31 protein-coding genes and 1 tRNA gene are annotated in these 23,994 nt (G+C 48.3%); 25 read left to right on the plus strand and 7 right to left on the minus strand.

Translation table 11 applies throughout. From position 1 onward, the window contains the following. Positions 1-32: 32 nt before the first annotated feature. Together KSP24_RS02755 and KSP24_RS02760 are read left to right on the plus strand one after the other, a co-directional pair. Positions 33-1,136 (plus strand): glycerol dehydrogenase, encoded by a 1,104-nt coding sequence (locus KSP24_RS02755; RefSeq protein WP_025676490.1) that lies wholly within the window; start codon positions 33-35, stop codon positions 1,134-1,136. A gap of 186 nt (positions 1,137-1,322) precedes the next feature. Beyond that, positions 1,323-1,538: a hypothetical protein gene (locus tag KSP24_RS02760; protein ID WP_013371960.1), complete on the plus strand. Its 216-nt coding sequence runs from the start codon at positions 1,323-1,325 to the stop codon at positions 1,536-1,538. 71 nt (positions 1,539-1,609) lie between these two features. Here KSP24_RS02760 and KSP24_RS02765 read toward each other — a convergent pair whose 3' ends face one another. Both KSP24_RS02765 and KSP24_RS02770 read right to left on the minus strand, forming a co-directional pair. After that, the gene (locus tag KSP24_RS02765) at positions 1,610-2,641 is read right to left on the minus strand and encodes a glycosyl hydrolase (protein ID WP_058829852.1); all 1,032 of its coding nucleotides are present in this window, start codon (positions 2,639-2,641) and stop codon (positions 1,610-1,612) included. Beyond that, positions 2,574-2,951 carry a hypothetical protein gene (locus KSP24_RS02770; RefSeq protein ID WP_254207547.1) on the minus strand — a complete coding sequence of 126 codons (378 nt, stop codon included), beginning with the start codon at positions 2,949-2,951 and terminating at the stop codon, positions 2,574-2,576. The genes KSP24_RS02765 and KSP24_RS02770 overlap by 68 nt, the downstream gene beginning before the upstream one ends. A 353-nt stretch (positions 2,952-3,304) precedes the next feature. On the opposite strand from KSP24_RS02770, the gene KSP24_RS02775 reads away from it, so the two are divergent. The 3 genes from KSP24_RS02775 (at position 3,305) to KSP24_RS02785 (ending at position 4,102) form a co-directional block, all read left to right on the plus strand. Then, positions 3,305-3,487 carry a hypothetical protein gene (locus tag KSP24_RS02775; protein WP_013371957.1) on the plus strand — a complete coding sequence of 61 codons (183 nt, stop codon included), beginning with the start codon at positions 3,305-3,307 and terminating at the stop codon, positions 3,485-3,487. 40 nt (positions 3,488-3,527) lie between these two features. Next, positions 3,528-3,854: a YnfA family protein gene (locus KSP24_RS02780; RefSeq protein ID WP_013371956.1), complete on the plus strand. Its 327-nt coding sequence runs from the start codon at positions 3,528-3,530 to the stop codon at positions 3,852-3,854. Positions 3,855-3,949: 95 nt separating this feature from the next. Next, on the plus strand, positions 3,950-4,102 hold the full coding sequence (locus KSP24_RS02785; RefSeq protein WP_019688000.1) for a hypothetical protein: 153 nt from the start codon (positions 3,950-3,952) through the stop codon (positions 4,100-4,102). A 32-nt stretch (positions 4,103-4,134) separates the two neighbouring features. Here the strand turns inward: KSP24_RS02785 and KSP24_RS02790 are convergent, their stop codons facing one another. Together KSP24_RS02790 and KSP24_RS02795 are read right to left on the minus strand one after the other, a co-directional pair. Then, on the minus strand, positions 4,135-4,326 hold the full coding sequence (locus tag KSP24_RS02790) for a hypothetical protein (RefSeq protein WP_216974385.1): 192 nt from the start codon (positions 4,324-4,326) through the stop codon (positions 4,135-4,137). A 126-nt stretch (positions 4,327-4,452) separates the two neighbouring features. Further along, positions 4,453-4,611, minus strand: a complete 159-nt coding sequence (locus tag KSP24_RS02795) for a hypothetical protein (protein WP_013371953.1) — start codon at positions 4,609-4,611, stop codon at positions 4,453-4,455. A 246-nt stretch (positions 4,612-4,857) separates the two neighbouring features. Here KSP24_RS02795 and KSP24_RS02800 point away from each other — a divergent pair. The 11 genes from KSP24_RS02800 to KSP24_RS02850 all read left to right on the plus strand — a co-directional run bounded on the left by KSP24_RS02800 (position 4,858) and on the right by KSP24_RS02850 (position 13,672). Next, a tRNA-Leu gene (locus tag KSP24_RS02800) sits at positions 4,858-4,943 on the plus strand. Positions 4,944-5,085: 142 nt separating this feature from the next. Beyond that, positions 5,086-6,036 carry a tyrosine-type recombinase/integrase gene (locus KSP24_RS02805; protein ID WP_216974386.1) on the plus strand — a complete coding sequence of 317 codons (951 nt, stop codon included), beginning with the start codon at positions 5,086-5,088 and terminating at the stop codon, positions 6,034-6,036. 127 nt (positions 6,037-6,163) lie between these two features. After that, positions 6,164-7,108 (plus strand): zinc-ribbon domain-containing protein, encoded by a 945-nt coding sequence (locus KSP24_RS02810; RefSeq protein WP_216974387.1) that lies wholly within the window; start codon positions 6,164-6,166, stop codon positions 7,106-7,108. After that, entirely contained in the window at positions 7,105-7,503 is a 399-nt protein-coding gene (locus KSP24_RS02815; protein WP_174820880.1) for a helix-turn-helix domain-containing protein, read from the plus strand. The genes KSP24_RS02810 and KSP24_RS02815 overlap by 4 nt, the downstream gene beginning before the upstream one ends. A gap of 381 nt (positions 7,504-7,884) precedes the next feature. Continuing rightward, positions 7,885-8,229: a hypothetical protein gene (locus tag KSP24_RS02820; RefSeq protein WP_216974388.1), complete on the plus strand. Its 345-nt coding sequence runs from the start codon at positions 7,885-7,887 to the stop codon at positions 8,227-8,229. 68 nt (positions 8,230-8,297) lie between these two features. Further along, on the plus strand, positions 8,298-8,471 hold the full coding sequence (locus tag KSP24_RS02825; protein WP_216974389.1) for a hypothetical protein: 174 nt from the start codon (positions 8,298-8,300) through the stop codon (positions 8,469-8,471). A 212-nt stretch (positions 8,472-8,683) separates the two neighbouring features. Continuing rightward, a complete protein-coding gene (locus KSP24_RS02830) occupies positions 8,684-9,010 on the plus strand; it encodes a DUF1642 domain-containing protein (RefSeq protein ID WP_216974390.1) in 327 nt (108 codons plus the stop codon). Positions 9,011-9,667: 657 nt separating this feature from the next. Next, the gene (locus KSP24_RS02835) at positions 9,668-10,060 is read left to right on the plus strand and encodes a hypothetical protein (protein ID WP_216974391.1); all 393 of its coding nucleotides are present in this window, start codon (positions 9,668-9,670) and stop codon (positions 10,058-10,060) included. A 568-nt stretch (positions 10,061-10,628) separates the two neighbouring features. Beyond that, positions 10,629-11,036 (plus strand): hypothetical protein, encoded by a 408-nt coding sequence (locus KSP24_RS02840; RefSeq protein ID WP_254207548.1) that lies wholly within the window; start codon positions 10,629-10,631, stop codon positions 11,034-11,036. Between the two features lie 602 nt (positions 11,037-11,638). Then, positions 11,639-11,902 carry a P-loop NTPase family protein gene (locus tag KSP24_RS25545; protein WP_367949274.1) on the plus strand — a complete coding sequence of 88 codons (264 nt, stop codon included), beginning with the start codon at positions 11,639-11,641 and terminating at the stop codon, positions 11,900-11,902. A gap of 414 nt (positions 11,903-12,316) precedes the next feature. Beyond that, positions 12,317-13,672, plus strand: coding sequence for a DnaB-like helicase C-terminal domain-containing protein (locus KSP24_RS02850; protein WP_216974394.1), 1,356 nt, complete (start codon positions 12,317-12,319; stop codon positions 13,670-13,672). Here KSP24_RS02850 and KSP24_RS02855 read toward each other — a convergent pair. Beyond that, positions 13,669-13,881 (minus strand): helix-turn-helix domain-containing protein, encoded by a 213-nt coding sequence (locus KSP24_RS02855; RefSeq protein ID WP_216974395.1) that lies wholly within the window; start codon positions 13,879-13,881, stop codon positions 13,669-13,671. The genes KSP24_RS02850 and KSP24_RS02855 overlap by 4 nt on opposite strands. 127 nt (positions 13,882-14,008) lie before the next feature. Here KSP24_RS02855 and KSP24_RS25550 point away from each other — a divergent pair, with 127 nt between their 5' ends. Beyond that, entirely contained in the window at positions 14,009-14,998 is a 990-nt protein-coding gene (locus KSP24_RS25550; protein WP_216974396.1) for a toprim domain-containing protein, read from the plus strand. A 53-nt stretch (positions 14,999-15,051) separates the two neighbouring features. Here KSP24_RS25550 and KSP24_RS02865 read toward each other — a convergent pair whose 3' ends face one another. Then, the gene (locus tag KSP24_RS02865) at positions 15,052-15,306 is read right to left on the minus strand and encodes a helix-turn-helix domain-containing protein (RefSeq protein WP_134904562.1); all 255 of its coding nucleotides are present in this window, start codon (positions 15,304-15,306) and stop codon (positions 15,052-15,054) included. Positions 15,307-15,407: 101 nt separating this feature from the next. Between KSP24_RS02865 and KSP24_RS02870 the strand changes: the two genes are divergently transcribed. The 8 genes from KSP24_RS02870 (at position 15,408) to KSP24_RS02905 (ending at position 23,322) form a co-directional block, all read left to right on the plus strand. Beyond that, on the plus strand, positions 15,408-15,995 hold the full coding sequence (locus KSP24_RS02870) for a hypothetical protein (protein WP_216974397.1): 588 nt from the start codon (positions 15,408-15,410) through the stop codon (positions 15,993-15,995). 225 nt (positions 15,996-16,220) lie between these two features. After that, positions 16,221-16,379: a hypothetical protein gene (locus tag KSP24_RS02875; protein ID WP_216974398.1), complete on the plus strand. Its 159-nt coding sequence runs from the start codon at positions 16,221-16,223 to the stop codon at positions 16,377-16,379. A 113-nt stretch (positions 16,380-16,492) separates the two neighbouring features. After that, the gene (locus KSP24_RS02880; RefSeq protein ID WP_216974399.1) at positions 16,493-16,942 is read left to right on the plus strand and encodes a hypothetical protein; all 450 of its coding nucleotides are present in this window, start codon (positions 16,493-16,495) and stop codon (positions 16,940-16,942) included. A gap of 155 nt (positions 16,943-17,097) precedes the next feature. Next, on the plus strand, positions 17,098-17,868 hold the full coding sequence (locus KSP24_RS02885; RefSeq protein WP_216974400.1) for a single-stranded DNA-binding protein: 771 nt from the start codon (positions 17,098-17,100) through the stop codon (positions 17,866-17,868). Positions 17,869-18,091: 223 nt separating this feature from the next. After that, entirely contained in the window at positions 18,092-18,346 is a 255-nt protein-coding gene (locus KSP24_RS25110) for a hypothetical protein (protein WP_254207549.1), read from the plus strand. A 51-nt stretch (positions 18,347-18,397) separates the two neighbouring features. Further along, positions 18,398-20,194, plus strand: a complete 1,797-nt coding sequence (locus KSP24_RS02895; RefSeq protein ID WP_216974401.1) for a hypothetical protein — start codon at positions 18,398-18,400, stop codon at positions 20,192-20,194. Positions 20,195-20,209: 15 nt separating this feature from the next. Beyond that, positions 20,210-22,060 carry a DNA polymerase gene (locus tag KSP24_RS02900; protein ID WP_254207550.1) on the plus strand — a complete coding sequence of 617 codons (1,851 nt, stop codon included), beginning with the start codon at positions 20,210-20,212 and terminating at the stop codon, positions 22,058-22,060. A 176-nt stretch (positions 22,061-22,236) separates the two neighbouring features. Then, positions 22,237-23,322 carry a DNA polymerase gene (locus tag KSP24_RS02905; protein ID WP_216974402.1) on the plus strand — a complete coding sequence of 362 codons (1,086 nt, stop codon included), beginning with the start codon at positions 22,237-22,239 and terminating at the stop codon, positions 23,320-23,322. Between the two features lie 45 nt (positions 23,323-23,367). Here the strand turns inward: KSP24_RS02905 and KSP24_RS02910 are convergent, their stop codons facing one another. Further along, on the minus strand, positions 23,368-23,541 hold the full coding sequence (locus KSP24_RS02910) for a hypothetical protein (RefSeq protein ID WP_216974403.1): 174 nt from the start codon (positions 23,539-23,541) through the stop codon (positions 23,368-23,370). Positions 23,542-23,994: the final 453 nt, after the last annotated feature.

Below are 23,994 nucleotides of genomic sequence, written 5' to 3' on the forward strand. Positions count from 1 at the left end.
TGAGTATGAGTCAAAGCTGAGGAGGAATTTACATGGCAAACGTTGTAAGGTCCGTTACTTCACCCAAGAAATTTATTTCTGGACAAAATCTGCTCTCGTCGTTAAATGACTACATTAAGGATTATGGCGATAAGGCCTATGTTATTTGCGATGAGTTTATCCTTGAAAGAGCCCAAAAGGAGGCAGGTGCTTCGATTGAAGCAGCTGGTAACCAGGTGGTCTTCGAGAAATTCCAATATGAATGTACAAAAGAAGAGATTGATCGTAACCGTGAATTAGTACGCAAACATGGTTCGAACATCATTATAGGGATTGGCGGGGGAAAAACGCTGGATACCGCCAAGGCAACAGCCTATTATGAAAAGCTGCCTGTCGCTATTTTTCCAACCATTGCTTCTACAGATGCTCCTTGTACCGCGCTTGCGGTTATTTACAAGAAGGATGGCTCCTTTGATGAATATTTGTTCCTGCCTACGAATCCAGATGTAGTACTTGCAGATACAGGTATTTTGGCAGCGGCGCCTGCACGTTTCTTTGCAGCTGGTATTGGTGATGCACTGGCAACTTATTTTGAAGCTCGTGCCTGCTATCAGGCCAATGGGGACAATCTGGTGCTGAACAAGCCTTCCACTACAGGTCTGGGACTTGCTCGCCTTTGCTATGATACATTGCTGGAAAATGCCGTGAAGGCAAAGCGTGCAGTGGATCGTAAAGTATATACTCGTGCAGTTGAGGATACGATTGAAGCGACCATTTATCTGAGCGGTGTCGGAGCAGAATCAGGCGGATTGGCAGCAGCACATGCTATTCATAATGGCATGACGGCCGTTCCTTCACTTCACAAAGCACAGCATGGTGAGAAAGTTACATTCGGCTTGTTAACTCAGCTGGTGCTGGAAAACGCACCAAAAGAAGAGCTAGAGACCGTGATTAAGCTGGTTAAGGATGTAGGTCTTCCATTAACGCTTCGTGATCTGGGTGTAGAGGAATTTGTTGAGGCTGAATGGCGTCAGGTGGCTGAAGATGCTTGTGCAGCAAATGATACAATGGTCAACATGCCGTTCCCAGTTAGTCCTGATGATGTGTATAACGCAATCATCGCAGCAAATGCGATTGCAGAATCCTATCAAGAATAGTTTCTTTCTAGCTAGAAAAATGGATTTACAAAGACGGGTCTGTCATATCACTGACAGACCCGTTTCGTTTACGTGCACGATCTTGTGAAAGAAAAGAAGGGGATCAGGGACTTATATCCTATCTTGTTCTGACCGATATAGATGTAACAGGGAAAATAGGTTGGTCACACAGCAGGAGGAGATTTGATGTTGGTACATGGTAAAACGCGTAGGGGCAACTTGTACATCCATATGTCCAGCGGTTTTCACAAGATCGGGGATTTTCGGGAAGAATATTCCGTGGCACCAGGTGATCGGCTGATGTCTAGATTAACCAAGCGGATCTACACCATTGTATCTGTACATCTTGGTGAAGAGGCATATGCCGATCTTGATCTTGAAGAGGTAATTAGAAATAGTTAGGGAGTTTCATTTGGATTGGGTATAAAAAAGCTTGCACTTCGCTCTAGGAGCAAAGTGCAAGCTTTTTTCTTTCAGCGGAGGGACTCATGGAGAAGATCGCGTGTGATAATATTATTTTGGTTCATAAAATGTCTGATGGCTGCCTGCGAATTGGTTGCCGACAGTTCCTTTCCCCATGTCATGGCATAGGCCCAGGCTGGCTGATTCTGTAGCACCTTCGCACTCGGCAGAATATCACTTTCTCCGATTCCCATAGGCTTGCCCTGCGCAAGCTTTAGCAATTCAGTGTAGTAGGAGGACCTGTAATCATTATTATAGATATCGGCTGCAAGCACATCTACCCGGTTAATGCCTGGAAAAGACAGACTATAGGGAGTGCTATAAGCGTTCGGAGCATTGGGACTCCAGACCCACAACAGGTTATCTAAATGATGGACATGTACGAACCGATCATACATTAAATCCCACAGCTTAGCGTAATTTTGTTTGTTCCCCCACCAAAACCAGTTACCATTCATTTCATGATAAGGTCTCCATAAAACTGGCACATCCGCATCCCGTAAGGTCTTAAGGGACAGAGCCGCCTCGTCCAAATCAGCGATGAGTTGCTTATATTGTGGGGTACCCGGCGTGACGTAACGATTAAATTCAGCTTCAGTAATTTTTGCTTGTACGTTTTTCCACGTTTTTGGTTTGCCCGGTAACGCCTGATGAAAGGTGATAGCTACGATTCCGCCGTCCCGACTCCATTGAATAGCGCTATTCACAACACGCTGACGTTGCTCTCGTAAGGCAGTACGGGATTGATTAGCCAACCCTCCAAACTCATAGCCGTGAAGTCCCGCGTATTGTCCGCTGATTTGTTGCAGCTTGTTATTTTGTTCATCCGGTGCCTCTAAGTAATCGTGCTGTCCGGAAATTAGCATATCATCCGGCACATTAGTTAGGTAGGCAAGTAATTGCCTGGCTTTGGCAGAGGCATGAGCATTAATTGGCGGGGCGGCATCAGCAACAATGAACGATTGTTGAGAGCCGCTAAAGAGTAAAACAAGCATTAGCAGTAGCACCCTCTGTAACCAAAAGCGTGTTGAGTGAGATTTCATGGCGCTCCTCCTTTGATGCTGGTAATGGGGTTAGTATTTTTCTTTTTTGTTTTCTAAGCTGTATGTAGGCGCTAATCATGATCACTACTAGACTAATCATGGTCCACCCATTGAGTTCCTGCAAGTGTATCCGGTTGTCCCACACAAGTAAGCCTGATATAAAGACAAGCAAACCCACTGTAAGGTACATTTTGGTTTGTGCTGGACGCTTGGTACGTTTAGAAACCCAATGTATGATGCCTAGAATAAGGGCTGCCTGAAATAAAAATATACCCATTATCATTAAACTAGCTATAAAAATAGGGGACATCCGTTTCCTCCTCCTAGATCTACAAACAGAATATGCAGGTTTTAAGCGGATGTGGATTCTTGGATGTAAGTTTCATTATAAATGGAGTAACCAGTTGCGCCCTGATACGATCCTGAACAAGTTGACTAAATTATACCATAACTACCGTCCTGCAATGAAAGGCGTCTAAATACCCACTCTTCCTTAATTCGTCATCATACTTTATATTCAGTGAAATATCGACATGTTGGTTTGCACACTACATACATATGAAGCTTCATTCGGAAGTTGCATTGAATTATAGGCATAATTGCAACGCGAAATCGACGGAAAAGTTTGGTATGATTAAAGTGGATTGCAAAGGAGGCCTTCATATGAATGAAGAACACAGACCATTTTCTAGTCCGGTAGATGCTGAGGGAACCAAAGCAAACTTTGATGCCAATCAGCGGAAGCTTCACTCTGAGGGAGCTTCAAGCCTTTGGCGTCAGGTCAGTAATCTGCTTATTCTGGTTGGCGTAATTGCATTAATTATTATTATAGGTCGATTACTATAATGAGATGACTGAAAAGTAAGAAAGTTTAGGACGTGATACGTTGTTAAAGGCAGCTTTACTTTTTATTTTGGCAGGCATCGCTGAAATCGGAGGTGGATATCTGATCTGGCAATGGCTGCGAGAAGGCAAGACATGGTATGTCGGACTTTGCGGCGGAGTGATTTTAGCTGTCTATGGAGTCATTGCTACCTTTCAGGTTTTCTCCTCTTTTGGGCGTGTATATGCAGCGTACGGAGGTGTCTTTATTGTTCTTTCCATTGCATGGGGCTGGTGGATTGATAAAAAGACACCTGACTTGTACGATTTCATTGGTGGATTGATTTGTTTGGTAGGTATAGCTGTAATTCTGTTGCCGCGCTCAGGGTGATAGGACAAAAACCCCTTTTTTATTTTCAAAAACATGACTATAGGTCTACAAAAATAAGCTTCATATTCCGAAATAGAACTTAAGGAGGGGGTTCTATGAACTGGAATCAAATGAAGCTTAGATTGAAATTTGGCAGTGCTATGCCGAAGAGTGAAGGTAATTTCTCTTTTGGTCTCTTGTGTGGACTCTTCATCAGCATTGTATTGTGGATCTCGATTATTGGCTGGATCATGCTTATCTTCAAGTGATACTTAATAACCTGTGACCTATAATTCATGCTTTATTTGGTAAAGTCATTACGTAGCTTATCTATTCCACGGTCCACGGCTTCATCAATCATATCGGTAGCTGCAGGTGAATCGGCATCAGGGTCAGGAATCCGATCAAATCCTGGTTCACGCTTATCCAGAGATTGTTTATATTCGATTTGATCGTCAGTAAGACTCTTTTTTTCGGAGTTATGTTTTTTCATAGCACATTACACGCTCCTTCTTAGGCATGATTCAGTTCTACACTTTACATAAACGCTTATGCTCCATATTAAACGCTTATAAAATAAACCGGGAAGGATAAATCCCGCCCGGTACTTTCCAAACAACTAGCGATGCTCAATCAAATCAATCGCTCCCAGAACAACATGAGCCAGTCCGAAACCGAGAATGCCTGTAGCTGCAAGTTTGTACTTACTGCTCAGCAACACAGCGCCTGAAGCCGATACTACCGTCCCAAGAACAGTTGGAATCATACCTTCACGCATTCGTAACACCCCTTCTGGTGGTTTGGAAAGACATTTATTAGTGTAGTTCAAATGTGCACAAGTTATACAAAAAGAGATTTTTTATTATTTTTTTAAAAAACACTTTACATTTTGATAAAATTGTCGTATTATAAGTTGGTGCCCGGTTGAACGACATTTACATAGCGAGAACATTTCAATAAGCATGCTTCTCAGATACTTGTAAGATAAGAACAAGTAAGTGTAAAATAGCGTTCCTAAATGCTTGCCGGGGTGGCGGAATTGGCAGACGCACAGGACTTAAAATCCTGCGGTAGGTGACTACCGTACCGGTTCGATCCCGGTCCTCGGCATATCAACGTTTTACCCCGATCACATCAGCGTTAAATGGACGAAAATAACGCGAGGTCCTGTGTAGCTGTAACGGAGCAATCCGCAGGTACACAGGACCAACGAAGCGCCTTACCGTTAGTATGCGGAGGAGGCGTTTTTGTTTTGGCAAGATTACGAAGTATAAAACCTACGGCGGGCAACCGGACGGACTGGCGTCAGCTTCTCACAGAGTTCCTGGCGTATAAGAAGCTAGAGGACGGAGTCGGTCAGTATACGTTGCACGACTACGATCGGACCGTTAAGCTCCTATTCAAACGGTTCCCCAACGCATGGGAAACGGAGCAAGCGCTAAGGGACGCGGTAATGGAGCATCTGGCGGAAGACATCGCGCCGCCTACGTTTAACAATCGACTCGTTTACTTACGCACATTCTTTAACTACTGTATAAGAGAAGGCGAGCTATCCACGAATCCGCTCGCAAGTGTAAAGAAACGCAAGTCAGAAAACCGAGCTGTCGCGGTCGAGGTAGACGTACTTAATGCGTTGTTGGCCGCGCCTAACCAGAACACATTTGTTGGTCTACGCGACTATACGCTCATTCTTTTAACGCTAGATACAGGCATCCGTCCTTCGGAGGGTACGAAGCTAATACCGCAGGATTTTAACGCTTCTTTACGGGAGATTTACGTGCCGGCGAAGGTGGCGAAAGGTCGTGTTGCGCGGACGCTTCCTATATCGGAGACTACGACGAAGGCACTGCGGAAATTGTTATCGGTGCGTGCGCCTGAATGGGGCGATGACGTTCCGATATTCTGCTCGTATGAGGGGCGGCCGCTCAACCGCCATACGTGGGGCGACCGAATGGAGATATACTGCAAAAAGATTGGGACGCATATTCGACCGTATGATTTACGGCATGTATTCGCGTTAGAGTTCCTTCGTAACGGGGCGAACGCCTTCGCTACGCAGCGGGCTTTAGGTCACGCTACAATGGAAATGACACGACGCTACGTGGCGCTTGTAAACAGCGATTTAAAAGCGGAACACGAGAAGGCCAGTCCGGTCGATCGGTTAGTTAAAAGTACGAAGGCAAAACGAAATACGAAAATTTAAAACGTATGTGCATAACGCTCATCTCTTCGGAGGTGGGCGTTATTTTTTTTTTGCGTCGATGTCCCAAATCCGCAATTTCGTGTCCTTATATAAGGTGTACGAAGCAAAGCGGAAAGGAGACGGAGAGATGTCCATACTTGAGAGTAGTGCAATCGAAACTCCGAATTGGGCAAATGCGGACTACTATGAGGCACGGGGGTACACCATACCCAGATCGGAAAACGGCGGTATAAGCAGGAAGGCGCGTATAGAAGTTGCTTTGAGTGACTTACACCCCAAAAGTAAGGCGACCGTAACAAAAGTTTGTGATATCTGCGGTAAGCACACTAAATGGGTTAGATACTGGCGTGCACTTGGGTGTCGCAGAGCGGAGGGCGATATATGTGGGTCCTGTATGGGTCTCATAAGCCAAAAAGAAAGAAGGAGCAAAGAAGCCGCTTTGGGTTACAATTTAGCGGAAGTTGACCCGGCTACTGCTACTCTTTGGCACCCTACGCTTAATGGCGCTACAAGCCCGTCTGACGTACTGCCTAAGTCCAGTAAAAAATTCTGGTGGCTTTGCGCAGGAGAAGATGGTTGTGGGGAACCTTGGCAGGCGACCGTGCGAAGCGTAGCCAACGGAAGCCGATGTCCCTCCTGTCGCAAATCTCGCGGAGAAAGGAGGGTAAAAGAGTTACTCATAAGCTTAGGCGTTGACTACGTTGAGCAGTACCGTTATCAGGGCTGTAGGGATAAGAACCCACTCCCTTTTGATTTCTGGCTACCGAGCATCGGTGCGCTAATTGAGTTTGACGGGGTACAGCACTCAACTTCAATTGAGTTTTTCGGAGGGGCACTCGGGCTTAAGGAACGTAGGCGGCGTGACCGTATCAAAACGGACTACTGCCGCGCCAACGGTATCCCGCTCATCCGTATCAAGCACACGGAATTCGACCGAATCGAAGAAATACTCACGCAACGACTTGCGGAATTAGGCGTAACAGGCAAACGCCTAAACGAAGGCAACGTGCAGGATTCTTCAGAAACATCGTTTAACAACCGTAAAACAATCGTACAGGAGGACGCAGCATGACCGATACACAACGGCTCGTCAGCGTCGAATCACAAACGGAATACTCCGTCACATCCGGTGCAACCGAAACGCGCATCTTTGTTAAATTTTACGTTGAGGCAGTACGTTCTGGGATGATCGCGGACTTAGGCCCTGAGCGCCTTCAGACACTAATCGTACTTGCGTCGTATATGGGCGCTGATGGTACCTGCTACCCCACGCAATGGCAAATTGCGAATAGTCTCGGGATTAAGCGCGAGACTGCGGGCAGGCGTGTCGCAGCACTCGCGGAATACCGCTGGAAGGGGCAACCGTTAATTCTGCGCGAGCGAAAACGACATCCGGAAAGCAAGATATGGGAGAACACAACGTACAAGATATTGCCGATCAGCGGCCTGCGTATTTTCGATAAGTGAGCCAGGTGACGTTAAGCCCACATGGGTCTGAGCTAACACGGATTAGACATCACACTAAGTAGAACCAGTTATTAACTAGAACCATCTTTATAACTAGATAAAACATTACGCGTCGTCATTCGTTCCTCATTCCTAGCGACGTATCAGACCTTATTAATATCTATACGCGTATGAAAATAAGTCGGAGACGACAGTCGACGGCGAGGATGAACGAAGTGAATCGCGAGCTTATATCATTACGCATTTATAAACGGAGGTAATCGCGTATGAAAATAACCGCAGTATTACTCGCATCCATAACGTTATCTTTCTTCGGTCTCGTGGCGTGTGTACTCGACGCGTACACGTTTCCTCACAAATCAATCGGAGGTGTTTCGCTAAATGAACGTACAACTAACCGCTAATTACGCACTACGCTCGGACGGTACGCAGTTTATCGTTAGTCAACGCAAGATTGTCGACCCTACGAAGGCGCCCGGCTATAAAGCGGCCGAAGGCGCGCCGGCTCCGGAACTCCGCGAACGTTGGGACGACGCTGGGTACTACCCGCTTACATCGGGCGGTCTGACAGCGCTGCTCGACTCGGTCCGGATGCGTACAGTCGCGGCATCAGATGCGTCCTGCCTTGCGGAAATCGGCGAACTTCTACGGCAGACTACGCAGGAACTTACCGAGGCAATTAACGCAGGATTAACGCTTGATTTTACCGTCAAATTAGGCGCGTAACGGTTAGGCGAGGGTATTCGGTAGGATAACGAGTAAAGGCGCTAATTTAACGCAAAGGAGACGGGGAAATGATACGAGTGGGCAAACCGATGGCACAAAATACATTCGTAGTTTACGTAGGGACCGAGATCAAGGAGGTCGTTTACGCCAAGTCACGAAATCAAGCGGGTGAGTGGGCGCAACGTAAATACGGTTCGGAGGCTTACGTGTTTGAGAACGTTCATGCGCTTGACATTACGTAGGGAGTGCTGGTATGGATCGAAGCAAATTCATCATTTAGGCAGCATTTGTCCCGCATTTTTCCCGCAAATTATCCACCCATTTCCAGCACGCTATTTGCTATGATATTTATAACGAAAGGCTGAACGAAACATGAATAACGGAAAGCTCGAAACGGTCGACGATATCCTCGAATGGTATCGAGACAATAAAAACACGGAAGGGGTCGACATAAATGTCAAACGTCAATAAGCCGGTAATACCTGTAGCTACTGCGGATGCGATTGAGGAGCTTCGTGGGGAGGGCGTGGGTAATCGTGGCATTCTATTGCGTAGCGAGCGGATCGGTAACCCGTACTACACAGCGTTGATCTCAATTTCTTATGATACGTTGATGGCCGCTTTAGTCAACGGTTATGAACGTGAGTTGACGGAGGAGCAACGTAAACACGATATTCTTAGGGAGGCGTACTTCGAGCTACTTGGAACCGAATTTGCGTCGGGAATTAACTACACGTTGACCACCCTCGGTGTAGCTGTTAGCGGGGTGAACGCTGAGTGATTCGAATACACACCGCAGGTAGGGTGCTAACAACGGCATCTATACTATCGATATTCGTCTGTGTAGTTGTAGGGAGCGAAAATAGCGTACTCGTATCGGTAGGCGCATTATTCGTGGGATTTGCCCTCTCGGATGTGTCCGCATGAAGACCGATTTCTACCGTCACTTTACCGTGATAATAGGCGGCGTTGACGCTCCGGAGTGTTGTCGTACTCTACGCACGGAAAACCGTTATTTGCCTGCGATTTTAACGGAGCTAGGCGTGTTTCCATCCGTGGGACAGATACGGCGGAATAGGCGGGATTTGATGCGAGAGGTTAACGGGAATGAGCGTATTCGGATAGGGAGAAAAGTAATAGATGTATACGAAAAATGAAATCGTAAGAAAAAGGGAGCATGGCGGAGATATCAGTACCAATTAAACTAATTTTTAAAACCAATTAAATTAATTTCAAAAGCGGAAGTGGTTGCAATAAACTGATTTTTTGTGTCGTATATGAATCTTAATGTTCATATATGAATTAAATCATTCAAATATGACATTTAATTGTATTCAATTAAGTTAGGAACTTAATTTAACTTTATTTTAACCTAATCGCCGAATTTGAGGTTTTACCGTAATTCCCCTATCAATTTATAATACGGAGGCGGTAACGAATGCGAGATTTAAACGCAGACTTGGCGGTGTGCGAAGCGGCTACAGTTGGACCGTGGGGCCTACATGACGCGGGATTAGGGAGAGGGTACGTATACGCTTCGATTGGTGGAGTTCTTACGATGGTAGCGGAGAGTGGCCGTATAGCAGACGCTCATCTTATCGCAGAAGCGCGAGAAGGCTGGCCGGAAGCAATTCGCAGGGCGATCACGGCAGAAAGGGAGAACGCGGAATTACGTGATCGATTGATGAACGTGTTCCAAAAAGCACGAAATGACCTCGCAAGATGGGACGGAGGGCAATGCGTTGGGCTTCCGGTTTTTCAGGATCGCGTTTATGCCCGAAGGTTAGTGAAGGATCTTCAACCAATACTATTTCCTGTTCAAGACAAGTAGGTCTATGAACTCATTTATAAGTTGTGTAAATAAAGGACAACATCTAACAACGATTAAACGAAAAAAGTCGCCGTGTTACAGCAAGGAGGGGGGAGTGAAAATACTTGATATTTACCCGAAATGAAAATGTAAGAAAACTAAAGCATTAGAGAGTTAGGAAAAATATCCCCATATAATTCCATGAGGAATTTAATTTAAGTCTGTATACAAAGCAACATAAACACCTTGCATCGTTAGTGTGACTTTTCGTGTACAGCTTCTCTAATGGTCAAATTTCTAACTTTTTGTATACAAATCTAATCTGAGTATGTACAAACACTTAAATAGTGTACACAAAACTTAATTTAACTATTGGCATATTGTCCCAGTTGGTTAAACGGAAAATCCCTGATTTTGCGGTTTGTGTCTGACTCGCATCCTCAAGTTATAATGTACGAGCGGTGTGAAGAAAAATGTGTAATTAGTTCATTTATGGAGACGCTCCCCTAGAGGGTTCTCCCCTAAGGTCGCGTATTCTACCACTTGCTTAGTTTTCCTAATTATACAAGATAGCAAAGGAGGTGCTATGGTGGTTACTAAAGTAAAGAGGCCGAAAATCGACCGTACAGCCTGGCGCACATTACCGCACGATCAATGGAACGTACGAACCGTTCACGCAATGTTTGCCGATTTGAACCGTGAGCACTTCGGAGTCGAAACGTACCTACCGATGCGTAACTGGGGTTTTGAGCAGGGCGTAATTAAACGTGCTTTGGCGGAGCACGGAGCAAACGTTTTGCACGAAGCTTTCACGCAGATTTTCCGTGAATATAAGCCTACACCTGACTATCCGATACTTACGGCAGGGTTCGCGATTAGCTACCGTTTAAACACGGTAATTCCCCGTATCCTTGCGGACAGGCAGCGCAAGGAAAAAGCGGAGGTGGCTGTAGTTAATGGCGGGATGGCTGCGGATGAGCTTGCGGACTGGCTATAACACATATTGACGACTGTGTCAAGAAATTTACACACCATGTCTATTTTTGTTTCATATTTTCAAAAATCTGCTAGACTAAATATGTAAGGAGGAACGCAATGTCTAACGCAGACAAATGCATACTTTCGCCACACTGTGCGCAAGCTGGCGGGCCAAGCTGTAATAATCTATGTTCGTCCTGGATCGCAATTCACGGATTCAACGGAGAAGGCGGGCGACTTGCAGCGGCAGGTGTCCCGAAAGAGTACGCAGGCGTGACGCTCCAAAACTCTCCAGCAAGAGAGGATCAAACGGAGGCTTATAAGGTTATCGACGCGTACGTTAGTACGTTCAAGCGGCAATTCGATGATGCAGCGGAGCGTATAAAGTCGCTATACCTCTACTCGGAGTCGCCCGGCACTGGCAAGACGACGTCGGCGAGCGCAATACTACACGAGTACATCGTGCGTCATTATATCGGTTCACTCCAGCGGGACAGGCAGCCGCTGGAAAGGTGCGCATACTTTCTCGATGTTAACGCTTGGCAAACGTTATTCCTCGGGTTCAACCGTAGTCATGTCCCGGCCGAGACAGCCGAACGCCATGCCGCCGAGTATTACGCAATGGAATCACGCGCCAAAGTGACGCCATTCGTAGTCTTGGACGATATAGGCGTACGGTCGGCAACCGATGCGTTCCGCGCGGATTTGCACAGCATCGTCAATTACCGCACGGCGAACGGATTACCGACGGTGTATACGTCTAACGTCGCGATCAGAGATTTGAATATGGTGTTTGACGCAAGGTTAGCGGATCGTGTTCGAGATATGTGCGCAGTGGTTCCGTTTGTGGGCGGGAGTAAACGGGGGATTCGTCGTCCTGCGTAGAAAAATGCGGAAATACGTTGTTCTGAAATATCAGAATAGCGATATTCCGCTAAATATTGAATTTTAAGTGTTGATAAAACTATATATTGTGCTTTACACAAACTTATTTACGTGATACTATTGCGGAGGTTAATTATGGGATTAATGGGGATAGCTCGTAAAACCAAGCTCCCATACGTTATAAGAAAGCGTAAACGTGAGAATAACGGCGTAATAACGAGTTTATATAATCATACCCGCCATTATTCGACAAAAAGCGCGGATATAACGCGACGTAATTTGTATCTTATTTCCTAAAAGTGTCCAATTATTTACGTAATATTACTGTTTTGTCGAACTAGAAACCTAGTAAAATCGTCCTAAATCGACTTTGGCATAGATTGTAAATGTATTGTAAAACAGGAGGTGTAGTAAATGGCAATAATTAGTCAACAGTTTCTATCGAAGTTAATTGACTCGGGAAATTCGCTAGCTATCGCGAAATACAACGTAAAGCGCACAGACTTTCCGACGTCGAGCGAACAACGTGCGTTTGACTTCATCGTTAAATTTTCGTCTGAGAACGAGGGTAAAACACCGTCTTACGCGACATTTGTTGCGAATTGTCCGGACATTGAGTATATACCGGGTATAACGGATAGCTTCGATTATTTGGCGCGGCAGATGAAGGAAGACGTAGGTAACCGAGAGTTCGCGAAAATGATTAATGATGAACTAACGGATAAATTCGGAACTCTTCCCTTTGCAGAACTGACGGAATGGTTGACGAAACGGGTCGAACGGATTAAACTGGAAGTGCGAACGGGTGTTCCGTCGATGACTGATATTACCACTTCGGGTGATAGATTTCTTGCGGAGTTTCGATCACGGAAATCAGGACAATCGTTCCGTATCTGGCGTAGCAAGTTTCCGACTATAAACACGCAGGTAGGCGGGTATTTCAGCGGCAATACTTATGCGTGGTTCGCGCGGTCTGGACGAGGTAAATCCGTAATGGTTATGGAGGACGCAATCGAGTCGGCTTTTCAGGGCGCTGTCGTTCTCATATGGAGCCTTGAGATGAGTGAGTACGAGTGGATGGCCCGCGCCTACTCGTCGATTAGTGCCCGAGTGAGTGATTCCACCCAACGGATTGAGGGCGTAGACTATACGGTAGGGTTTGATAATCGCGCGTTGTTGATGGGACGCTTGGACGACGGGTTCGAGCGAGGACTAGAACAGTTCATTTCTATGTTGAACGAGATTATTCCAGGGCGCATCGTACTACGTGCGTCGGATAGCGAGGGGTTTATGTCGCGTTCAATTGCGCAACTAGAGGCGGATATACGTGAGATTGATGCGGATGTCGTCGTTGTTGATCCTATTTACCTAATGGACTTCGAGGCGAACACATCCCGAGTTGCGGGTGGTGACGTTGCGGCTACTTCGGTAAAGCTCAAACGGCTGGCGGGACAGACTAGAGCTGTTATCCACTTAGTCACTCAAGCCGAGGAAGATGCGTCTGAGAAAGGAAATGACGGCGTGCGGGAAATGCGACCGCCGAAAAGGGCCGAGCTTAAAAAGTCAAAAGCAATATTAGAGGATGCAGCCAACGTTTTCGGTATTGATACCCTTGCTGCAGAAGGTCGCGGGGTTATCGAGCTAGGCAAGGGACGTAATGGTGGAGAAGATGCACGTGTTGAGCTCGTCTACCTGCCGAACTACGGTATCGTCCAAGAGATCGAGGCTTCAACCCAGACGGAGCAATTTGCGGGAGCGAGTGGGTTTTAGTCCTCTCGGCCATATAAGAAGTCTATAGAGACTTTGAAGTAGTCGGCTACCGGCGGGATCAGGCCGATTGGGAATTTACGCGTACCAGAGAGGTAATTGTTGAGACTTTGTGGAGTAGTGCCTAGTGCTTTTGCTAATTCTTTCTGCTCCACTTTGTTTTGCTCAATTAGCTTTCTAACATTTCTAGCGACGATTTCTTCATAACTCATTTGAAAAATCTCCTTGACTCTTCACGAATCGTGTATTAGGATGAAAATACACAGAACGTGAATTGATATTTTAAACCAATATAGCACGTTTTGTGCATACTAGCAATAGGAAAGGAGGACGAACAATGTGCGCGACATAAACGTTGACGTGTTCTTATCCGCAGTATGGTCCTACGAGTGGCGTAATATTCAACCGAATAATCGGGGACGCCTCAACGCATCATCACCATTCGGGCTACGCGTGGACAGTACGCCGTCATTCTCACTAATTACCGACCCGGACTCGACCGCTTTCGGCTGTTGGACGGATTTGGGCGCAAAGGATTCGACATGGGCGCGCGGTGGCCCGATTCAATTGTACAGCTATCTTCGCAACATTACATACGAAGAAGCCCGCGAAGAACTTACAACTGGAATCGTTGAGGAGGCGGGCCCGCCGACATTACGAGTTAAGCTGGTGCCGCCTGAGCCACCGCCCAAGCCCAAGCCGATCGACGTGTCACCGTATCTGACGGATGAGGAAATCCCGTACTTAACAGGTCGAGGTATATCGCCAGAGGTTCAACGCATGTTCGATTGCGGTGATGATCGCGCTAAAAATGCGGTCGTCATGCCGTGGTGCTCTCCGGATGGAACGCCGATAAATGCGAAATGGCGAGCAACGTGGAGTAAGGCGTTTTGGTATGCGCGCGGCGGCGCTCCGGTCCGAAACATGGTATACGGGATTCATATCATTTATGCGCGCATGATTGAACGTGTATTACTCGTAGAATCGGAAATTGATGCGATGTACGCTTGGAGCTGCGGTGTACCGGCGATAGCGGTCGGGGGGTCTGCGTTTACGAACGCAAAGGCCGAACTATTACGCAGGTCTCCAGTAAGGGAACTACTTATAGGTACGGATAATGACGAGGCGGGAGAGAAGCTACGTCGGGAAGTTGCGGAGAAAATGCGCGGATATTGCGAAGTATATGACGTATATGTACCCGCACCGGCAAAGGACATAAACGAAGTAGGAGACGCAGCAAAAGTCCGAGCGTTATGCAACGGCGCAGCAAGGCGGAGTATTTTCGCAAAGCTGCAACATCCTGTTGGCAAATCACGTCGAATAATGTAATATTAGGAACCAATTGGACGTGAATCACGTTCGTTGATAGCACACGGAACGATTTAATCGCTCGTGCGCCCACTCGGTAATTCTTCATACCATTCGTAGAGATCGTAAGGAGACGTTAGTTCTAACGCCGATGCAATCGAACGGGCGTGTGCCAGGTCCATTGGGTTAGCGTAACGTTGATTTACATACGCGCTTATCTGGCTTTTGTTGATTCCCGTGCGACGCGATAACTCAGCCTGGCTCATTGGCTTAGGACCAGTTCGTAATAAGGTACCGAGTAGGCATTTAGTGACCGTATAAGCAGCCATAAATGCCTCCGTTAAAACTTTTTAAAAATAATATCTAGGCAATGTCCCAATATTAAGTTTTCATGTCCTTATATAGTATGTAACCAACAAGGAGCTGATAAATGGTGAATAAAGAACAACTGAATACTTTAGCAATCAGAGCTAAGGCAGGAGACACCTCCTCGATGTGGGAAATTAAGTTTCATTTCCAAAACACAATTCACAGGATGTCCGAGGCCAACAGAAACAAGCTCACAAGTCAGAGCAGGTTCGAGGACGAGTGCTTCGAGATAATCGAGGACACGGTAAGACGATTCGATCCTGACAAGGGGGATTTACCCCAACTGATTGTAAACTTTATTAAACGAAGACTAGGAAGGTCCGTTAAACGACACCTAATAAAAACACGAGAGAATGTAGTTATCCCTTTGGTAGCAAATACCGATAGTGAGGGATACGCGGAGTACGATATACAAGACGATTTGGCGATCGTCGACGGAAATATCATGCTTAACGAAAGAATCACCGGCTTGGCGGCCGGTGACCTAAGGAAATTGGCGATCTTGAAATCTTGGACAGAACCGGAATACTGTGAGTCCGACACCGCGCTGCTTTTGGCGAAGCAACTTGGGGGAAAACCAGAATCACACCGGAAGGCAATCACAAGATTTAGATCGGAGTGTCAAAAAACGCTGGCATGCGCTAATTGACACGAAGCTATACTCGATTTGGCAGTCGAGTGCTTCTCGGGGGATCGGAGCTTCAGGCATGAGGCCCGACCTAACCCTAAATGCATTATAACACAATGGTCAACAAACTAAACAAACGGTTGACTATGCGAGTATGTATTTTTACTGGAAATTCGCTTACCTCACAATGAGCATTTTACCAGTGATGATAACGCTTGTCAACGTTATTAACCGGAGGTGCTTACGATGACACGTAAAAAATCGCATAAAAAATATGCGTCTAACAACGAATATACGATATCGGAACGTTATGCTCACGTTTACTACGACGGATCAACCGCTCCATACGAAGACCCTGCGGACTACATACGTATTCCCGCAGTGAGAGGAGTGCGCATCGCATGAGTGTCGCAATTGACCCGAAAGCTGGCACGCATTTTATCGGAAAAATATTCGTATCTCCGCACGCTTGCGACCGCGCCGTCGAGCATTTCGGAGTGGAACGCGCGAAGGCTCCGATGTACGTAATGGATTTGCTGCGTAAGTCTTCGTTAATTTCCGAACACGTAATCGATGAAGACGGCAAGCCCGGCCGCATGTTTGCGTATCGGCGTACGGTGTTTATCGTTCATCCCTCGGAATCTACCGTTTATACGCTATACCCGCAACATAAGGCAAACGAAGTCATCCGCAACCCGATCGAGCGCCTAATCCAACGCGCAGTCAAGGCGGCTGAACGCAAGGAAAAACGCGAAGCGAAACGCATAAACGTCCGCAAGGCGGAACTAGCGGTCGAACGTGCGGAGGCGGAATTGCGTTGCATCAAGTCCGAATCCAACCGTGTTATCGCAGAAATGAACGCCCGTGTAAACGAGATTGACGTGGAATTACGAAAGCTTGAGCGTGAACTTTTCGAGATTAAACGCGAGAAAACGAACCTCATGAAGTCCGTTGTTGCTTACGTTTGAAAAATCGCTTCCTTTATATAAGCCGGAATTTCTTACGCCGGCTACGCGGTGTCAACGTGGGACTATACCGATGATGCCGTGTAGCGGACGTAGGAATAAGGCGTGTAACAACGCTAATCTGAAATCCGAAAATTAAACGAGGGGAACGTGATTGAATGAGTATTCGCGATCAGTTGAAGCAACGTGAGGAAGACCGCAACACTCCGAAAGGTGGCGGTTTGAACGAGGGGCTTCCGGAAGGCGTAACGAGGTATGTTCGTTTGGGTGGGAAAGCGTCGGAACTCGGCGAGGGCCGCCAGTTCGTAATGCTTGCGGACCCTGACCAGTGGTACTTTTACTTTTGCCACGAGGATAGCACGTTTAGTCCCTTCGTGACTTACGTCAAAAAGCACACTTGCCTACACTCACCTCGCGGCGTAGGCTCGGAGATTAAGTCGTACAGCAAGCCGAACGGCAACGTATGTATCTCGTGCAAAGCTAAAGCCAAGCGCAAACTATACTTCATGATTCCGGTGTTTGATCTTGAGTACAAGACTTGGCGTGTCCTCGATATCAAGGAGTTCCACGCCATGAACTTGATTGGTGACTACGACAAGCTCGAAAAGGCTGCGAAGAAGTTCAGCAAAGACTATACGCTTGTTGGCGATGTCTTTACGCTCACTAAAACGACAGATGGAAAGTCCTTTTCGCTTGGTTCTGGTGACGCAGAGGTGCCGGAAGAAGCCGCACAGTTTCTCGGTTTTACATTTCCGTACGAGGAACTCGCAAACTTCCGCGAAGAGGACGATATCATCACGCTATTGACCGAGGCAGACCCGGAACACATCGATAAATCTGTACTCGGAGCAGCCGCACAAACTCCACCGACCGAGCCGCAACAAACGGATGCGCCTATCGACATCAGCGAAGACGATCTACCGTTTTAACCTACGAAAGGAGGTGAGTAACATCGCACATCAAACGGAAATCACGGGCAAATACTCCGAGCTGGCGGCGCGTCTTGCGCTGTTAGCTAACGGATGGACCGTACACACTTCGGAAACAGCGGAAGCTTACGACGTTTTAGCGACGGAGCCGCTTACGGGCCGCCACGTTAAGATTCAAGTTAAGACGGTGCGGCGGCGTTCGGATCGCGAGCGCGGTGATGGCGTGGCTGACCTCGTAGTCTACGCGAAGAAAGGCAACGGTACGACGTACGACTTATCCGAGGCTGACTATATCGTTGGCGTATGGGCAGTCGACGGGGAGGTGCCCCGTGTGTTTATGTTCGAAAACCGCTGTCTCTCGGAGTATTGGTGCAGCGAGGCGCGCGCATCCGAACGCTGGATCGAATTGTCCATCGCATTGAACCGAAACCTCGACGAACCCGAACCGGAGACGTCAGCGTTAGCACTCGCAGCTTAACGTAAGTCCAATAAAACGCGGGCCAACGAGCCCCTAAAGGAGACCGATTAAATGGCGAAATTGAACGTAACTGTACCGGCTGTAGACGTAGAGGTAAACGGCGTTAAGTATCGTAAGATTGACCGTGACGCGCAAGTTGGCGACATCATTCGGTATATGGACGATAGCGACTACGTAACAAAAGGTGCGTTTTACGCAGTGACACGTATTGACGGCGCAGACGATCCGCACATTTCTGACGACGACGGGGACGACCACGACCTTTGCGGCGAAGAGTTCGAAGTGTATGCGAAAGTATCAGAGACCGCAGAATATCGCGAGGTAAAACGTTGGGCCGAGCCGGGAGAACGTATCCGCATTGTACGTAAGTATTCCGGAGAGGAGCGCTATGAGAACGGAGCCGAGTTCGTAGTTGATTCCGTAGACGGTGACGGTGATGTACGCGTTACAGTTAAGTCCTGGGGCAGGGTAACGGTAATGCTGTGTGAGTACGCGGTGCTGGAGCCGATATGTGTTAGGGAATTAGCAACTAAGCGCTTGACTGTCGGGGATTACGCCAAGATCACGGGCGAGCGGCACGGCCATCAGTTTAAGATCGGCGAGATCGTAAAAATCGTAAAGGACGACGAGTCTGAGCACCTTCCGTATAAGGGCGAAACCGCGAACGGCCGGGATAGAATTGCGGTCTGGTTCGGTCCAGGCGAATACGAACCCGCAACCGAAGCGGAGTTCCTTGCGCAAAAACGCTTGAAGGTCGGAGAATTTGCGAAGGTAGTCGCGAAGAACCGAATGTTTACAGAGGAGCGCGTCTCGGTCAGTGACGTAGTCAAAATTACGGAAGATGACGACTCCAGCCGTCCGTTCCACACGGAAACTATCGATGGTAAGAATGCCGGATGGTTTACGGAGTCCGAGCTAGTCCGCGCAACAGACGACGAGGTAACGGAAGCTAAACGCAAACTTGCGGCTACAGACCTGCGGAGCCAATTCACAAAGGGCGAGAAGGTGCGTTTGATTAGCGGAGGCGGGAAATATCCGTTGAACGGATACGACAACGGAGGGATTTACGAAGTTGATACGTCACTTTACGAAACGCATCCCGACGGACCTGTCGTTAAGATCGTTGGCGGTGATATCCCTTACGGCTACGCTAAACCGGAACAGCTCGCAAAACTCACGATTGAAGTCGGCTCTACCGTTCGCCTTACGATTAAAGACGGGGAAGGACCGGCGTACGGATGGGGCGGCGTGAATAACGGAGCTATCGGAACGGTGACGCGTATTAACGGAAATTCCGCTCGCGTAGAATTTCCCGCACAATCACGTTGGCATGCGTTGCTGTCCGAGTTGACCCTCGTTACTGACGGAGAGAAGCCACAGCCACAACCGGAGCCCGTACGTTTCAGAGTCGGCGAATATGCGCGTACTCTCGTTGATAAAGAAGGCATTCCGACGGGCTCTATCGTGAAGGTCGTGCGAGATGACGAAGATAGTAATCCGTTTAGATCCGTGTTGCTTGACGGGAGTGCGTACCATTATTACACGCAAGAAGAACTCGAACGCCTCGACGCGGAGACAGCGAAGTGGGCGATGATCGGGCGTGAGGTTGGCGAGTTTAAAGACGGAGACGTCGTTCAAGTCGTGGACGACTCGTGCCTTGAAGTAGAAGGCGCGATTAAGAACGGGGATATTGTTACGCTTGAATACGCCGGTGCGGGTATGTTCCGACTACAAAAGAAGGGCGTAGACGGTGGGAATTACGCGTCACCTCATCGCTTCAAACTCGTAACTCCGGTCGAACAGCGTTTTGACCGGAAGGGACTTGAGGCTACGGAAGCCGCAGCGTAAGGAGGTGCCGCAACTATGGCTGACGTTAAATTAACGCTGAATCTCCACCAGCCAACCGCAGACCCTGACGTAGCCGAACGTGTAGCTGATGCAGCCAAACGTAAGAAAGCCGCAGAGGAAACGCCAGCCGAAGCAGTCGAGCGTATTAGCGCAATGTCGTTGACGGAGCGCGAACGCAACGCAGTCGAGGCGGTAAAAATAGCGTTGACGAGGGAAACAGGCAGTCCCTCGTCCGCTATTAGACTTCGCTCCGGCGGCGGTCAGGTAACGAAGGCTGACGTAGTTGCAGCGGGCGAGCGTATCTTGGCGGATACGCAACGGCGGGAAAGGGCGGATCGGGTAGCGGAGACGTTACGGACGAAACCGGATAATTTCCACACCTTAACGCGTGACTCCGAGTTGCCAGCGTTCGTTGAGCGGCTACGTGAAGAGTGCCGCCGACAAATGCGCGAGTGGCCGGACAGGTGGGCGAAACTTGGCGTAAAGTCCATGACCGCAAATGACTTCGAGGGTACCGGCGTAGATACGTACATTGACGTTTCTATCGGGTACTCCGTGTGGCTTCCGTTACTTAACGAAGGTTATTACATTCCGTACGGTCACGTAGATATGCGTGGGGAGCCAGGCTTCGAGTTTCTTGACGATATGAGTGCGCACAAGTCTACGGACAGTCAGCTAACGCGCTCGAAAGTGCTTGCGGCAATTTCTCCGTACCTTTCGCAACCTGCGCACGGCAAGTCGTTTCACATGGGATCGGCGCGCTACGATTTACACGTCGCGATTAAGGATGGCTACGAGATTCACGGCTGCGTGTGGGACTCACTAGATGCGATGCGAATGCTCAACGAACACGAAGAGTCCTTCGGTCTCAAGCCGTTAACCGCGAAGTACGGTAGATTCTTCGGCATTAACGGTCCCGTTTACACGTTCGAGGACATGTTCGGGAATCGCTCGCCGGCTCCGTTCAGTATCGAGCTCGTCGGAATTTATGCGATAAAGGACGTTCTATACGGCTGGAAACTATCCGAGTGGCAGTACGAGCAAATGAAAAACGCAGCCTCCGCGGATGGCGCTGGTAAGCTACTCGATTGCTACGCGATGATCGACTCTAAGTTGCCCGAGACGGACGTATTTCTGGCACGATCCGGCTTCGTCGTTGACCTCGAAGGGCTCGCAAAGCTGGAATCGGAGTTCGAGCCGTTACTTGAACAAGCGCGTGAGGATGTAGTTACCTCGTACGATATCGGTCCTAAGTTTGTACGTAAGATGGACCGTATGTTAAACGCCGGTAAGATTACGGACTGGATCGAGAAGCAACGTCGACGGCTTGCGCGTAATAAAGACGCGACCGAGAAGCAGCGTGTAATTATCGCAGAATGTGAAGCGGCTGGAAAAACGTCGCTGAAGAAGTACACGAACGCGGTCGCACGTCTCGCGGAGCTAGAAGCGGAAGATATATCGCCGGCAGACGAAGAGCATGCGCCCTTGTTCGTAACGGAATTTTCGATTACAAACTCGAATCACCTTGCGTATCTCATTTACGACCATCTTGGTATACGTGATCGGACCGGACAGTTCAAACGAGGCAAGAAACGGAGTACCGCGGCGGATGTTATGGAGGCGTACTACGAGGAAGAGGAAGCGTTAAAGCCGCTCGCCACCGTTGCGGCGTACGAGAAGCTACTAACAACGTATATTCAGCCGATGCTCGGCAGCGCGGGGAAATCATCGATTATCGAAGTCGACGGACGTGTACATTCCGAGTTTAAATCGGGTGGGACTGCGACAGGGCGGTACAGTTCGTCAGGTTACAGTGGGCGTCCAATTGACATACTACGTGAATTTGAAACGGAGGAACTTAAGTGATAATTGCGTGGACTATTTTTATCTCTCTTATCTTGGTAGCTTTTTGTGTTGTCTGTGAATGTATCCAGGCATTCAAACAAGGCAATGGCGAGGAGTGTGCAAAGGCGTTCTTGCTTACTCTTTTCCTCGCCATAGTTGCGTCAGTTCCTGCGCAATACATTTTCGGAGGTTGAGTGATGTCCCTAACGATAACTGACGCTAACTACCACGCGATTGTCCGCAAGCTTGTTGCCGATGACCGTAAAGTTCAACGCGGACTGAATGCGCAGAACTTACCGTCAAAAGGCGCAGGCAATCGCGTACGTAACTGTTTCTTGCCACGCCCAGGCTCTACGTTTGTCGGCGCTGACCTCGGCCAGATCGAACCGCGCGTGATGTCGCACATTATGTACACGCGATACGGCGATAATTCTATGCGGCAAATCTTCGTAGATGGCGTTGACCTCTATACGACGATGGCGATGATGACGTTTGACTTACCGCAGGAGTACTGCGTTGATAAGGCGTATGATCCGACGCACACGTTTCAGCCGCGGAAGATGATGAAGACCGGACAACTCGCAGTATCTTATGACCAGTCGCCGAAGTCGTTCGCGAAAAAGATGAACGTTACTGACGATGTGGCTGCGATGTTCTTTGAAAATTTCGACCGTACGTTTCCGAGCTTCAAGCAAATGGTTGCGGATATTCGGGACTTTATGCGCAAGCACGGCTACGTTGAAACCCTGGACGGACGTAAGCGTAGGTTTCCGGATTATAAGAGCGTGGCAGCAGCGACGGCCAAGAACGAACAGCGGCTAATCCGGCTATATACGGAACGGAAGGCGCTTCGGAATAAGACGAAGCTCAGTGCATTAGATACCGCGAAAATGTTGCGGATTCAGGACGAAATCGACGTGTTGTCCGAGAAACGCGGTCTAATCGGATATTGGGAACGTGCTTCATTTAATGCCGTGATTCAAGGCACAGGGGCTGACGTACTGAAGCGAATCGGTATTCGTAACGCGCAAGAGTGTCGAGCGCGTGGGTGGGAATTTAACGCGTCTATTCACGATGAAATCAAAAACTCGATACCGAACGAGCAGCTAACACGCGAGACGATTGCGCTTATTGACGAGATTATGACGCAGACGGTTACGTTTAGCGTACCGCTCGTAACGGACATTGTGATCGAACCGCGCTGGATGCAGGAGTACGGGCCGGACGAGTGGGATTTCGAGAATTGCCGCCCGTTGCCGGAGTGTGCGGATAGATATAAGTAAGATAAAGTATTGAGTGCTCCAGACCAAAGTCCAGAGCACTTGTGGTTAATGAGTTGTATGCTTTTGTTTCTTTCTATCTGAGAGGCGGTGAAAGGCGCCTCCTTGCCCGGGTGGGTCAGCATGATCCGGTTCTGGTCGTTCTGGTGGCTCCGTGTGTGGAGTAGTATCCCGCCTTGTATCTAGAGGGGGCTCCCAATCTGGTCCATTATTATCCGGCATTAGTCTCACCTCCTTATCAGTAGCTTGTCCTAAAGTTAACTAGTTAATTAACAATTGGAGGCGGTTTAACTGTCGCAAGAACTCGCAAATAAGATCGCGCAAGACTTCACGCATCATCTCAACGCCTGGCATAAAAGCCCCGAAGTGTACGACGACGCTCTCGACGCGCAGATTCACAGATGGTACGCGGATTTCCTAACGGACAAATCCCGCAAGCTATGGCCGCCGCGAGGCATTCCGTATTTCTCCCCTTCGTCAGCTAACGCAGATTCACGCGGTCTCTACGAAAAGATGCGCGGAGCCAAGAAGGACAAGACGGAGCGGCCAGCGCATCAAGGACGGTGGGTCCGTATCGGGACAGCGATCGGCGACGTTATTCAGCGCGATATTTTATTCGCCGAGCAGCATTACGCTAAGGCGACCGGTCAGCAACCGCGATTTTCGTTCGAACGC

Origin of the sequence: Paenibacillus sp. AK121 (assembly GCF_019042715.1) — a bacterium.
In the GTDB taxonomy this organism is placed as follows: Bacteria; Bacillota; Bacilli; order Paenibacillales; family Paenibacillaceae; genus Paenibacillus; species Paenibacillus polymyxa_C.

Coding starts and splice junctions, on each gene's coding strand:
- KSP24_RS02755 (WP_025676490.1), top strand. CDS start 33: ATGGCAAACGTTGTAAGGTCCGTTACTTCACCCAAGAAATTTATTTCT.
- KSP24_RS02760 (WP_013371960.1), top strand. CDS start 1,323: ATGTTGGTACATGGTAAAACGCGTAGGGGCAACTTGTACATCCATATG.
- KSP24_RS02765 (WP_058829852.1), bottom strand. CDS start 2,641: ATGAAATCTCACTCAACACGCTTTTGGTTACAGAGGGTGCTACTGCTA.
- KSP24_RS02770 (WP_254207547.1), bottom strand. CDS start 2,951: ATGTCCCCTATTTTTATAGCTAGTTTAATGATAATGGGTATATTTTTA.
- KSP24_RS02775 (WP_013371957.1), top strand. CDS start 3,305: ATGAATGAAGAACACAGACCATTTTCTAGTCCGGTAGATGCTGAGGGA.
- KSP24_RS02785 (WP_019688000.1), top strand. CDS start 3,950: ATGAACTGGAATCAAATGAAGCTTAGATTGAAATTTGGCAGTGCTATG.
- KSP24_RS02790 (WP_216974385.1), bottom strand. CDS start 4,326: ATGAAAAAACATAACTCCGAAAAAAAGAGTCTTACTGACGATCAAATC.
- KSP24_RS02795 (WP_013371953.1), bottom strand. CDS start 4,611: ATGCGTGAAGGTATGATTCCAACTGTTCTTGGGACGGTAGTATCGGCT.
- KSP24_RS02810 (WP_216974387.1), top strand. CDS start 6,164: ATGTCCATACTTGAGAGTAGTGCAATCGAAACTCCGAATTGGGCAAAT.
- KSP24_RS02815 (WP_174820880.1), top strand. CDS start 7,105: ATGACCGATACACAACGGCTCGTCAGCGTCGAATCACAAACGGAATAC.
- KSP24_RS02820 (WP_216974388.1), top strand. CDS start 7,885: ATGAACGTACAACTAACCGCTAATTACGCACTACGCTCGGACGGTACG.
- KSP24_RS02825 (WP_216974389.1), top strand. CDS start 8,298: ATGATACGAGTGGGCAAACCGATGGCACAAAATACATTCGTAGTTTAC.
- KSP24_RS02830 (WP_216974390.1), top strand. CDS start 8,684: ATGTCAAACGTCAATAAGCCGGTAATACCTGTAGCTACTGCGGATGCG.
- KSP24_RS02835 (WP_216974391.1), top strand. CDS start 9,668: ATGCGAGATTTAAACGCAGACTTGGCGGTGTGCGAAGCGGCTACAGTT.
- KSP24_RS25545 (WP_367949274.1), top strand. CDS start 11,639: ATGGAATCACGCGCCAAAGTGACGCCATTCGTAGTCTTGGACGATATA.
- KSP24_RS02850 (WP_216974394.1), top strand. CDS start 12,317: ATGGCAATAATTAGTCAACAGTTTCTATCGAAGTTAATTGACTCGGGA.
- KSP24_RS02855 (WP_216974395.1), bottom strand. CDS start 13,881: ATGAGTTATGAAGAAATCGTCGCTAGAAATGTTAGAAAGCTAATTGAG.
- KSP24_RS02865 (WP_134904562.1), bottom strand. CDS start 15,306: ATGGCTGCTTATACGGTCACTAAATGCCTACTCGGTACCTTATTACGA.
- KSP24_RS02870 (WP_216974397.1), top strand. CDS start 15,408: ATGGTGAATAAAGAACAACTGAATACTTTAGCAATCAGAGCTAAGGCA.
- KSP24_RS02875 (WP_216974398.1), top strand. CDS start 16,221: ATGACACGTAAAAAATCGCATAAAAAATATGCGTCTAACAACGAATAT.
- KSP24_RS02880 (WP_216974399.1), top strand. CDS start 16,493: ATGTACGTAATGGATTTGCTGCGTAAGTCTTCGTTAATTTCCGAACAC.
- KSP24_RS02885 (WP_216974400.1), top strand. CDS start 17,098: ATGAGTATTCGCGATCAGTTGAAGCAACGTGAGGAAGACCGCAACACT.
- KSP24_RS02895 (WP_216974401.1), top strand. CDS start 18,398: ATGGCGAAATTGAACGTAACTGTACCGGCTGTAGACGTAGAGGTAAAC.
- KSP24_RS02900 (WP_254207550.1), top strand. CDS start 20,210: ATGGCTGACGTTAAATTAACGCTGAATCTCCACCAGCCAACCGCAGAC.
- KSP24_RS02905 (WP_216974402.1), top strand. CDS start 22,237: ATGTCCCTAACGATAACTGACGCTAACTACCACGCGATTGTCCGCAAG.
- KSP24_RS02910 (WP_216974403.1), bottom strand. CDS start 23,541: ATGCCGGATAATAATGGACCAGATTGGGAGCCCCCTCTAGATACAAGG.